12 protein-coding genes are annotated in these 10190 nt (G+C 74.2%); 7 read left to right on the forward strand and 5 right to left on the reverse strand.

The features are described from left to right. The first annotated feature begins 16 nt into the window (after window positions 1–16). From Dsi01nite_RS05495 to Dsi01nite_RS05510, 4 genes are all read left to right on the forward strand, one after another. Complete coding sequence (locus Dsi01nite_RS05495; protein WP_203844936.1) at window positions 17–1036, forward strand: alpha-ketoacid dehydrogenase subunit beta; 1020 nt, start codon at window positions 17–19, stop codon at window positions 1034–1036. After that, a complete protein-coding gene (locus Dsi01nite_RS05500) occupies window positions 1036–2262 on the forward strand; it encodes a dihydrolipoamide acetyltransferase family protein (protein WP_203844917.1) in 1227 nt (408 codons plus the stop codon). Before Dsi01nite_RS05495 ends, Dsi01nite_RS05500 begins: the two co-directional genes overlap by 1 nt. Beyond that, the gene (locus Dsi01nite_RS05505) at window positions 2259–2978 is read left to right on the forward strand and encodes a lipoyl protein ligase domain-containing protein (protein ID WP_203844918.1); all 720 of its coding nucleotides are present in this window, start codon (window positions 2259–2261) and stop codon (window positions 2976–2978) included. Before Dsi01nite_RS05500 ends, Dsi01nite_RS05505 begins: the two co-directional genes overlap by 4 nt. A 117-nt stretch (window positions 2979–3095) precedes the next feature. Beyond that, window positions 3096–3440, forward strand: coding sequence for an STAS domain-containing protein (locus tag Dsi01nite_RS05510; RefSeq protein ID WP_203844919.1), 345 nt, complete (start codon window positions 3096–3098; stop codon window positions 3438–3440). Window positions 3441–3624: 184 nt separating this feature from the next. On the opposite strand, the gene Dsi01nite_RS05515 is transcribed toward Dsi01nite_RS05510, so the two are convergent. Both Dsi01nite_RS05515 and Dsi01nite_RS05520 read right to left on the reverse strand, forming a co-directional pair. After that, window positions 3625–4053: an ATP-binding protein gene (locus Dsi01nite_RS05515; RefSeq protein ID WP_203844920.1), complete on the reverse strand. Its 429-nt coding sequence runs from the start codon at window positions 4051–4053 to the stop codon at window positions 3625–3627. A gap of 66 nt (window positions 4054–4119) precedes the next feature. Continuing rightward, window positions 4120–4896, reverse strand: a complete 777-nt coding sequence (locus Dsi01nite_RS05520; protein ID WP_203844921.1) for an IclR family transcriptional regulator — start codon at window positions 4894–4896, stop codon at window positions 4120–4122. Between the two features lie 34 nt (window positions 4897–4930). On the opposite strand from Dsi01nite_RS05520, the gene Dsi01nite_RS05525 reads away from it, so the two are divergent. Both Dsi01nite_RS05525 and Dsi01nite_RS05530 read left to right on the forward strand, forming a co-directional pair. Continuing rightward, on the forward strand, window positions 4931–5575 hold the full coding sequence (locus Dsi01nite_RS05525) for a bifunctional 4-hydroxy-2-oxoglutarate aldolase/2-dehydro-3-deoxy-phosphogluconate aldolase (RefSeq protein WP_203844922.1): 645 nt from the start codon (window positions 4931–4933) through the stop codon (window positions 5573–5575). Continuing rightward, on the forward strand, window positions 5572–6672 hold the full coding sequence (locus Dsi01nite_RS05530) for a sugar kinase (RefSeq protein WP_203844923.1): 1101 nt from the start codon (window positions 5572–5574) through the stop codon (window positions 6670–6672). The genes Dsi01nite_RS05525 and Dsi01nite_RS05530 overlap by 4 nt, the downstream gene beginning before the upstream one ends. Window positions 6673–6734: 62 nt before the next feature. On the opposite strand, the gene Dsi01nite_RS05535 is transcribed toward Dsi01nite_RS05530, so the two are convergent. The 3 genes from Dsi01nite_RS05535 to Dsi01nite_RS05545 form a co-directional block, all read right to left on the reverse strand. Continuing rightward, a complete protein-coding gene (locus Dsi01nite_RS05535; RefSeq protein ID WP_203844924.1) occupies window positions 6735–7184 on the reverse strand; it encodes a hypothetical protein in 450 nt (149 codons plus the stop codon). A gap of 108 nt (window positions 7185–7292) precedes the next feature. Beyond that, on the reverse strand, window positions 7293–8687 hold the full coding sequence (locus Dsi01nite_RS05540) for an MFS transporter (protein WP_203844925.1): 1395 nt from the start codon (window positions 8685–8687) through the stop codon (window positions 7293–7295). Between the two features lie 75 nt (window positions 8688–8762). Continuing rightward, the gene (locus Dsi01nite_RS05545) at window positions 8763–9551 is read right to left on the reverse strand and encodes a ceramidase domain-containing protein (protein WP_239135709.1); all 789 of its coding nucleotides are present in this window, start codon (window positions 9549–9551) and stop codon (window positions 8763–8765) included. Between the two features lie 127 nt (window positions 9552–9678). Here Dsi01nite_RS05545 and Dsi01nite_RS05550 point away from each other — a divergent pair, with 127 nt between their 5' ends. Next, window positions 9679–10011, forward strand: a complete 333-nt coding sequence (locus Dsi01nite_RS05550) for a VOC family protein (RefSeq protein ID WP_203844927.1) — start codon at window positions 9679–9681, stop codon at window positions 10009–10011. Window positions 10012–10190: the final 179 nt, after the last annotated feature.

Below are 10190 nucleotides of genomic sequence, written 5' to 3' on the forward strand. Positions count from 1 at the left end.
CGCCGTCGCAGAGCCCATGACCGCGTCGCCCGCGAAGCGGGTCGAGACCGAGCCCGAGCGCGGCACGCTGTCGATGGCGCAGGCGCTGAACCGGGCCCTGCGCGACGCCATGGCCGAGGACCCGGCGGTCGTCGTGTTCGGCGAGGACGTCGGCGCGCTCGGCGGCGTCTTCCGCGTCACCGACGGCCTCACCGCCGACTTCGGCGAGGCCCGCTGCTTCGACACGCCCCTGGCCGAGTCCGGCATCGTCGGCATGGCCGTGGGCATGGCCATGAACGGCATGCGTCCCGTCGTGGAGATGCAGTTCGACGCGTTCGCGTACCCGGCGTTCGAGCAGATCGTCAGCCACGTCGCGAAGATGCGCAACCGCACCCGCGGGCGGGTCGCGCTGCCGATGGTGATCCGCGTGCCGTACGCGGGCGGCATCGGCGGCGTCGAGCACCACTGCGACTCCTCGGAGGCCTACTACGCCCACACCCCGGGCCTGCACGTGCTCGCCCCGGCCACGCCGGCGGACGCGTACACGTTGCTGCGCGCGGCGATCGCGTCACCGGACCCGGTCGTGTTCCTGGAGCCCAAGAAGCTCTACTGGAGCAAGGGTGAGGTTGAAATGCCGTCCCGGGCCCCCGGCATCGGCTCGGCCGTCGTCCGCCGCCACGGTACGGATGCCACGCTGATCGCATACGGACCGGCCGTTCCGGTCGCCCTGGACGCCGCCGAGGCCGCCGCCCGTGAAGGGCGCAGCCTCCAGGTGGTCGACCTGCGCTCGATCGTGCCGTTCGACGACGAGACCGTGTGCGCGGCGGTGCGCTCCACCGGCCGGGCCGTGGTCGTCGCCGAGGCCGCCGGGTTCGCCGGGGTCTCCGCCGAGATCGTCGCCCGGGTCACGGAGCGCTGCTTCAACGCCCTCGCCGCACCGATCCGGCGGGTCGGCGGGTTCGACATCCCGTATCCGCCGCCGAAGCTCGAACACTTCCAGCTGCCGGGCGTGGACCGGATCCTCGACGCGGTCGACGACCTGCAGTGGGAGCAGTGATGGCGACGTTTCTGCTGCCGGACCTCGGCGAGGGCCTCACCGAGGCGGAGATCGTGCGGTGGCTGGTCGCCGAGGGCGACGTCGTCGCCGTGGACCAGAGCATCGTCGAGGTGGAGACCGCGAAGTCCCTCGTCGAGGTGCCGTCGCCGTTCGCCGGCCGGGTCGAGACGCTGCACGCCGCGCCCGGCGCCACCGTGCTGGTCGGCAGGCCGCTGGTGACGGTGGCGGCGGTGGACCGCGAGCCCGTGGCCGTCGCGACCTACCGCGAGGAGGAACAGGCCGGGTCCGGCAACGTGCTCATCGGCTACGGCACCTCGGCCGGCGCCGCGACAGCCGGTCGCCGGCGCCGGCCGCGCGGCAACGTCCGCCCGGTCGCTCCCGCGTTCCCGGATCCGGAGACGCGACGGGTGCCGCTGGTCGTCTCGCCGCTGGTGCGCAACCTCGCCCGGGAGAGCGGCGTGGACCTGCGCACCGTCGACGGGACCGGCGACGGTGGCGTCATCACCCGGTCCGACGTGCAGCGCGCCGTCGCCGTCCCCGGTGCCTCGGGGGAGCGGCGGGTGCCGCTCAACGGGTTCCGCAAGGCCGTGGCGGCGGCGTTGAGCCGCAGCCGGGCCGAGATCCCCGAGGCGACCGTCTGGGTCGACGTCGACGCCACGAAGCTGTGGCAGCTGCGCGCGAGCGCGCCGGCCGGGCCGGGCCTGATCGCGTACGTCGCCCGGTTCGTCGTCGCTGGGCTGCGGCAGTATCCGGTGTTCAACGCGCGCCTCGACACCGGACGGCAGGAGATCGTCGAGTTCGACCGGGTCGACCTGGGCATCGCCGTGCAGGGTGCCCGGGGGCTCGTCGTCCCCGCCGTCGTGGGCGCGGACACGATGACCACCGCGCAGCTCGACGGGGAGATCCGCCGGCTCACCGCGAGCGCCCGCGAGGGGCGCACGAGCCCGGCGGAGCTGTCGGCGGGGACGTTCACGCTCAACAACTACGGCGCGTTCCGGGTCGACGGCAGCGCCGCGATCATCAACCACCCGCAGGTCGCGATCCTCGGCCTCGGCCGGATCATCGACCGGCCCTGGGTCGTGGACGGCCAGCTGTGCGTCCGTAAGATCACGCAGATGAGCTTCGTGTTCGACCACCGCGTCTGCGACGGCGGCACCGCCGCCGGGTTCATGCGCAGCGTCGCGGACGCGATCGAGGACCCGGCCTCGGCCATCGCCAGGCTGTGACCGTCGTGCTGCTCGCCGGGGACCCGCTGCCCGGCGGCCCACCGGACGACGTCGCGCTGGGCCCGTCGCTGCTGCGCGACGGCCTGAGCGGCGGGCAGGATGGCGGACCGGACGGGGCGCGGGAGTTCCTGCGGATCCACTCGCCCGGGCCGACCGCGGCGTTCAGCCGCCGGGACACCCTGCGGCCCGGGTATCCGGCCGCGGCCGAGGCGGTCCGGCGGCTCGGCTTCACCCCCGTGGTCCGGCCGCAGGGCGGCAGCCTGGCCGCCTACCACCGCGGCAGCGTCGTCATCGACCACGTGTGCCGGACGCCGGACGCGTCCAGCGGCACCCTGGCGCGGTTCCGCCGGTTCGCCGCCCTGCACGCCGCCGTGCTCACCGGCCTCGGCGTCGACGCCCGGATCGGGGCCGTCCCCGGCGAGTACTGCCCCGGTGAGTACAGCGTCAACAGCGGCGGCGTCCGCAAGCTCGTCGGGTCCGCCCAGCGGGTGACCCGGGACGGCTGGCTGTTCAGCACGATCGTCCAGGTCACCGGCGCGGCGGTGCTCCGCGCGCCGCTGACCGTCGCCTACGGCCACCTCGGCTACGACTTCGACCCGGCCACCGTGGGCACCGTCGAGGACACCAACCCCGGCGTGACGGTCGAGGCGGTGACCGCGGCCCTGCTGGACGCCTACGGCGCGACCGGACCGGCACGACCCGTCCCGCTCCGCTGACCGTCCCCCGCTCCGCTGACCGCGGCCATCACCCGATCGTGGCAGGTGTTTCACCGGTGGGGCGGCTGGGGAACACGTTGGCGTCGAGGGTGCCGTCCGGCGGAAGGACTGCTGATCATGAGCCATCCGGTGTCGTCGCGTTCGCCGCTGGACCTTGCCGTCACGTCGGCGGGGTCCGGGCGGGTCCGGGTGGCCGTCGCGGGTGACCTCGACGCGTTCACCGTCGGCGACCTCATCCGGCGGCTGCGTGCCCTGCTCGTCGCGCAGCGCCCCGTGGCGATCCAGCTCGACCTGGCCGCGGTGTGGTTCGTGGACACCACCGCCGCCGGCGAGCTCACCCGCTTCCACGGCGTCGCCGCGGCGGCCGGTTGCGCGGTGACGATCGACGCCGCGAACGAGGCGACCTGGTGGCTGTTCGGGTCGCTGGGGCTGGCCCAGCGCTTCCCGGCGCCGGGCGACTGACAGACCGCCACCGCCCACGTCCCGGCACCGCCCACGTCCCGGCACCGACTGACAGACCGGCGCCGCCCACGTCCCGGCACCGCCCACGTCCCGGTGCCGGCAGCCTTGCGATGCCGGTGTCGATGGCCATGCCGGTGCCGGTGCCGGTGGCGTCGTGGTGCTGGTGGCGTTGTGGTTCCGGTGGTCAGGGCCGGTCGTCGACGATCGGGAACAGGATGTCGATCCGGGTGCCCCCGTCGCCGGTGACCACCTCGACCTCGGCGCACATGCGGTACACCAGCCGCAGCCCCCAACCGCGGATCCGGTCGGCCGGCTGCGCCCGCCGCGGGTTGACCCGGTGCGGCGGCATGCCGCGGCCCGCGTCGGTCACCCGGCAGCGCAGCCCCGGCGGCTCGGCCCAGATCGCGACCGTCGCGCTGCCGCCGCCGTGCCGGATCGCGTTGACCACCAGCTCGTGCACCACCAGCACGAACTTGGTCACCTCGAGATCGGCGAAGCCCTGGTCCCGCGCGACGTGACCGACCCGCTCCCGCAGCGCGGCAACCGACGCGGCGTCCGCCCGGTCGGTCAGCAGCGTGGATCCGAGCTCAGGCGGCGCCGTGGCATCGCTCATCTTCGAAGTGTCCCGCCGCCCGCAAGGTCCAGGCAACCCATGCACCCGTCCGTGTCACGTGGACCGTCAGGCGGACAGCATGCTGCGGGCCTGGCCCAGCGGCCGGATCAGGTCGGTCAGCGCGGCGACGATGCGCCGCTCGACGTCGGCGCTCATCCGGCTGGTCGGCACCGACACGGAGACGGCGTCGGTCGCGGGGTCGGTCAGCGGCACCGCCATCGCGAAGCACATGATGCCCTCGGCGTTCTCCTCGCGGTCCACCGCGTAGCCGGCGTCGCGGACCGCGGCCAGGGCCCGGTGCAGGTCGCCCCGTTCGGTGACGGTGCCCGGGGTGAGCCGCTCGAGGGGCCAGGCGAGCATCCGGTCGACGTCGCCGTCGGTGTGCTGGGCCAGCAGGGCCTTGCCGAGGGCCGTCGCGTGCGCGGGCAACCGCCGGCCGACGGAGCTGTAGAGCCGCAGCCGGTGGGTCGAGTCGCGTTTGGCGAGGTACACGATCTGGTTGCCGTCGATGCGGCCGAGGTGCACGGTCTCGCCGAGCCGCCGGGACAGCTCGTCGAGGACGGCGGAGATCACCGCGACGCTGTCGTCGCCGTCGAGGTAGGCGGCGCCGACCCGCAGCGCGCGCATGCCCAGCCGGAACCGGGTGCCGGTCTCGTCGGCGCGCACCCAGCCGCGGGCGGTCAAGGTCCGCATCAGCCCGTGCAGGCTGCTCTTGGGGATGTCCAGGGCGCGGGCGAGCTCGACCAGGGTCCAGGACCGCGGCTCGTCGGCGAGGACCTCGAGCACGTCGAGCGTGCGTCCGGCGGATTTGACCGGCTGGAAATCCTGGAGGTCCTGCTGCACGGCGCCACTGTAGCGAACGGCGGGCGCTTCCACTATGTTCACACTCGTGACTGACGTTCAAAATAATGAACAACTTGCCATAGGTCGGGTCCTGCCGGTGGTCGTCCTGGAGGACGCCCGGCACGCCGACGCACTCGGCGACGCCCTCGTGAAGGGCGGCCTGAAGGCGGCCGAGATCACCCTGCGCACCGCCGCCGGCCTGGACGCGATCGAGGCCCTCGCCGGCCGCGACGACCTGGTCGTCGGCGCCGGCACGGTGCTCACCGCCCAGCAGGCCGAGCGCGCCATCGCCGCCGGTGCCCGGTTCGTGGTGACGCCGGGCTTCGCGCCCAAGGTCGTCGCCGCGTGCCAGGACGCCGGGGTCCTCGTCGTGCCCGGCGTCGCCACCGCCACCGAGATCCAGATGGCCCTCGACGCGGGGCTGGACCTGGTGAAGTTCTTCCCGGCCGAGCAGCTCGGCGGGGCAGCGACGATCAAGGCCCTCGCCGCGCCGTTCCGTGGGGTCCGGTTCATCCCCACCGGCGGCGTCACCCCCGCCGTGATGCCGGACTACCTCGCACTGCCCGCCGTGGCCGCGGTCGGCGCGAGCTGGATCGTCGCCCCCGACCTCCTGTCGGCGCAGCGCTGGGACGAAGTGACCAGCCGTGCCGCCGCCGCGGTGGAGGTGGCGGCCGCATGACGCTGCGACTGCGCCCGAAGGAGGAATGCCGCTACGACCTCGTCTCGCTCGGCGAGGTGATGCTGCGGCTGGACCCGGGCATCGGCCGGGTGCGCACCGCCCGCACCTTCCAGGCGTGGGAGGGCGGCGGTGAGTACAACGTGGCCCGTGGCCTGCGCCGCTGCTTCGGTCTGCGGACCGCGGTCGTCACCGCCTTCGCCGACAACGAGGTCGGGCGGCTCCTGGAGGACCTGATCCTGCAGGGCGGCGTCGACACCTCGCTGATCCGCTGGGTCCCGTATGACGGCATCGGCCGGGCCGCCCGCAACGGGCTCAACTTCACCGAGCGCGGCTTCGGCGTCCGCGGTGCCGTCGGCACCTCCGACCGCGGCCACACCGCGGCCAGCCAGCTGCGCGCCGGTGACGTCGACTGGGACCACCTGTTCGGCACGCTCGGGGTCCGCTGGCTGCACACCGGCGGCATCTACGCCGCGCTGTCCGAGACGGCGCCGGAGACCGTCGAGGCGGCGATGACCGCCGCGCGCCGGCACGGCACGATCATCTCCTACGACCTCAACTATCGGCCCAGCCTGTGGAAGGCGGTCGGCGGGCAGACCCGCGCGCAGGAGGTCAACCGCCGCCTCGCCGGCCTGGTCGACGTCATGATCGGCAACGAGGAGGACTTCACGGCCTGCCTCGGGTTCGCGGTGCCGGACACCGACATCCACGCGGGCGCCCTCGACGCCGGCAACTTCAAGTCGATGATCAAGGCGGTCGTCGAGGAGTACCCGAACTTCCAGGTGGTCGCGACGACGCTGCGCGCCGTGCACAGCGCCACCGTCAACGACTGGGGCGCGGTGGCCTGGGCCGACGGCGACTTCGCCGAGGCGACCCACCGGCCGGGCCTGGAGATCCTCGACCGGGTCGGCGGCGGCGACAGCTTCGCCTCCGGCCTCATCTTCGGCCTGCTCGAACGCGACGGCGGCATCGCCACCGCGGTCGAGTACGGCGCGGCCCACGGCGCCCTGGCGATGACGACCCCGGGTGACACGTCGATGGCGAGCCTCAAAGAGGTCGAGGCCCTGGTCGGCGGCGGCGGCGCCCGCGTGCAGCGCTGAACCCCGGCCTCCGGCAGGTGTGCCTCGCACAGCCACCTGCCGGGGCCGGGTGCCTTTGGTGGCTACCCCTTGAGGTACGTGGCCAGCACGGCGATCAGCAGCAGGGTCGTGACCGCGCCGACGATGACGGCGAACGTGGCCCGCCCGCGGCCGTGGCCGCCGTGCCGGGCCTGGGCGAACGCCCACGCGCCGAGGCCCAGCGCCACCGGCCCCAGCGGCCAGATGAAGATCGCGAACAGCGCCACATAGCCGGCCGTGATGGACTGCCACGACCGCCCGGACGGCACCACCCAGTGGACCAGCGTGGCCGGCGACGAACCGTACGCCGGCCCGGCGCCGTGTTGGGGCGCGGTGCCGTATCCGTATCCGGGCGCGGTGCCGTGTTGGGGCGCGGTGCCGTATCCGTATCCAGGCGCGGTGCCGTATCCGGGCGCGGTGCCGTATCCGGGCGCGGCGCCATAGCCGGCGGGGCCGGGTCCGGGCGCGGGCTGGTACAGCTGCTGGTGCGACACGATCTGACGACCTCCCCGTTGGTGTTGCCAGCCAACTGTCGCCGACCCCGGGGCGGGTCCGCGTCCGCCCGCCGGGCAGGACCGGACCCGGTTCCCCCGACGCGCCCGTCAGGTGGCGTCGGGGGCGGTGGCCCGCTGGATGTCGGCGTCGAAGGTGCGCCCGCCGCGCCGGATGATCCACGCGCCGACGCCCAGCGGCAGCAGCAGCACCGTGAACGCGCCGCGCAGCGAACCCGCCCCGCTGTCGCCGCCGAGCGCGTCGGAGGCGACCCCGACCAGGAACGGGCCGGCCGCGCCGCCCAGGGTGACGACCGCGTTGAGGACGGCGAAGCCGAGGCCGCGCCGGAACGCGGGGACCACGTCGGCGTTGGCGGCGGTCAGGTTCGGGATCGCCGCGGAGAAGCCGGCGTTGGCGACGAAGTAGCCGGCGATCTGCACCGGCAGGACCGGCACCAGCGCGGCCACCGCCAGGCCCAGCGCGCCGATGAACAGCGCCGTGCCGGCGAGGACCATCCGCCAGCCCTTGCGCTGCCCGTGGAAGCGGTCGCCGTACCGGCCGCCGACGATGACGCCGAGCACGATGCCCATGCCGCCGACCCCGCCGGCGATCCCGGTGGCCGCGGCCTCCTCCAGGCCGAACTGGCGCTGGTAGAACGTCGGCATCCAGAAGAACAGGCCGCCGAGGCCGAAGAACATGATGGTCAGCCCGGCCACCACCGAGCGCAGCGTCGGGATCTGGAGGAGCTCCCGCAGCTGCCGCAGCATCGGCACCCGCACCGCCGGCGCCCGGACCTCGGCGGGTCCGGCGGTGCCGGCCGCGAGGGCGCCGATGCGGTCGCCGAGGCCCCGGACCGGCTCGCGGATCGTGAGGCAGAGCAGGGCGATGACGGCCCCCGGCACCGCGACGACGAGGAAGGCGTGCCGCCAGCCGACCGCCTGCGCGAGGGCCCCGCCGACCAGCACCCCGACCGGCAGCCCGACGAAGTAGCCGAGCCGTTCGAGGCCGAAGGCCCGGGCCCGGCCGCCGGGCGGGAAGTAGTCGGCGAGCAGGCTCGAGGCCGGCGGGTTGTACAGCTGGCCGGCCGCGCCGAGCAGCACCCGGATGCCGAACAGCAGCGCGTACGAACCGGCCAGGCCGGTGCCGAGGGTCAGCACCGCCCAGACGCCGACGACCGCCGCGATGATCCAGTTCCGCCGGCCGGTGTCCGCGAGCCGGCCCGCCGGCAGCAGCAGCACCACCCCGGCGATGGCCCCGGCCGTCGGGATCGCCCCGACCGCCTTGTCGCTGAGGCCGAACTCGGCCTGGATCTGCGGCACCACTCCGGCGAGGAGGTTGTACTCGACCCGGTCGACGAACGCGACGAGGGCCACGCAGATCGCCGGCCACCACCCCAGCGGTGCCGTCGCCGTGGGCCGGACCGCTACCGGTGGCCGCCCGGCGAAGGCGTCCACCAGCACGGTCTTTCCGCGGTCGGCGTCGGTACCAGGAACGGGCGCGACCATGGCGGCCTCCTCATGGAAACAGCGTTTCCCTAGAGCGCCACGATATGCGTCCGCCCCGCCCGACCACAAGATCCGTCAGCGTCGCTCGCTGGCGTAGTACCGGTAGAGCAGATACGCCGACACCGCGCACAGCAGGTGCCAGGCCGCGTGGCCCTGCAGCAGCGAGTGCGGGTCGCACAGCCAGGTCTTCGTGGCGTTCCAGATGGCGAACGCGGTCAGGATCGCCGCGAAGGAGGCATACGCGTAGCCGCTCCTGACGGACGTCTCCCGCCGGCGGATGACGGCGACCTCGAGGGTCGCGGCGGTGAGCAGCAGCAGCCCGAACGCGGCGTTGCCCGGGTGCATCACCACGGGCACCTCCACGTCCCACGCCCCGGCGAGCTCGCAGCCGGCGAGCGCGCCCAGGAACACCCCGGCGAGGAGGCGGGTGCCGGCGCGCCGCCAGCGCATCACGGCGTAGGCGGCGGCGAACGCGGCGATCAGATACATGCTCAGCAGGTCCAGGTGCCCGCCGAGCGCCGACTGGGTCGCGTGCATCGCCGCGCTGCCGGGCCCGAGCAGCACCACGATGCCGGCCATGGCGGTGGCCCGGCGTGGGAAGCCCCGGCGCGGGCCGGCGCCCGCGCCCAGGTCGGGCCGGGTCCCGGCGTGCCAGGCGATGAGCAGCCCGGCGAGCACGAAGCCGGCGTTGCTGAAGGTGTTGGCCGGCTGCCGGACGACCCAGTCCCGGCCGGCCTCGCAGAACGCCGCGCCGCGCCCGACGTCGGCGCCCAGCCAGCGCCGTGGTACCGCCGCCGCCAGCAGACCGCAGGAGAGGACCGCCGTCGCACCGGCGACCGCGACGGGCCTGAGATCACGGTCCATGCGCGCCACGATAAGCCGGTGAGTCCCGCGTTGTGCCCACCCGCGGCCCGGCGGATCCGTAACGTCGTCGGCGAACCGGCGGCCGTGGATGTGCCGGGCGGCCGCCCGCAGTCGAGAGGAACCGCAGATGAGCCCGACGATCCGCAGTGTGGTCGTGCCCGTGACCGATCTGGCCGCCGCGAAGGCGATCTACACCGCCCTGTACGGCGCGCCGCACACCGACCAGCCGTACTACGTCGGCTACGCCGCCGACGGCTTCGAGATCAGCCTCGCGCCGCAGGAGGACGTCGCCGGCGGTCCGGTCGCCTACGCCGACGTCGACGACCTCGACGCGACCCGGGCCGCGCTGCTCGCCGCCGGTGCGACCGAGCGCAGCGCGCCGCGCGAGGTGGCCCCGGGCGCCCGGGTGTGCGTCCTGGAGGACGCCGACGGCAACCCGGTGGGCCTACGGGGCAAGTAAGTTATTGAAAAGACGTATGTTGATATGACCTTGCCTTGGGTGGTCATCTGGTAGCTCTCGTGCACCTCCACACCCAAGGAGGCTTGATGAGCCACACCCGTAGGCTCTCCATCCCACTCACCATCGCCCTCGCCGGCGCCCTCGTGGTCGCCGCGATCAGCCCGGCGGGTGCCGCGCCG

This window comes from Dactylosporangium siamense (assembly GCF_016862795.1).
GTDB lineage: Bacteria > Actinomycetota > Actinomycetes > Mycobacteriales > Micromonosporaceae > Dactylosporangium > Dactylosporangium siamense.